Annotated in this window: 1 pseudogene; it reads left to right on the plus strand. The window is 52.8% G+C overall.

Going from position 1 to position 229, the window contains the following annotated elements:
• Nucleotides 1-229 (plus strand): annotated as a pseudogene (locus tag H6A60_RS13855) (microcin ABC transporter ATP-binding protein); the annotation flags it as partial.

A 229-nucleotide genomic window follows, 5' to 3' on the forward strand; every position in this document is an offset into this window, starting at 1 on the left:
ATACGTGGGCGCGAGATAGCGATGATTTTTCAAGAGCCAATGAATTCTCTGAAACCGGTATATACCATCGGTAAGCAGCTGGTCGAACCGTTGATTCTGCATCAGGGTATGACGCGGGATCAGGCCCGTAGGCGGATGCTGGAGCTGCTGTATCGTACTGGCATTCCCGAGCCACACAATCGCTTCGACGACTTCCCGCATATGCTATCCTGTGGACAACGTCAACGTG

The organism is Sutterella massiliensis, assembly GCF_016899755.1.
GTDB classification, from domain to species: Bacteria; Pseudomonadota; Gammaproteobacteria; order Burkholderiales; family Burkholderiaceae_F; genus Sutterella; species Sutterella massiliensis.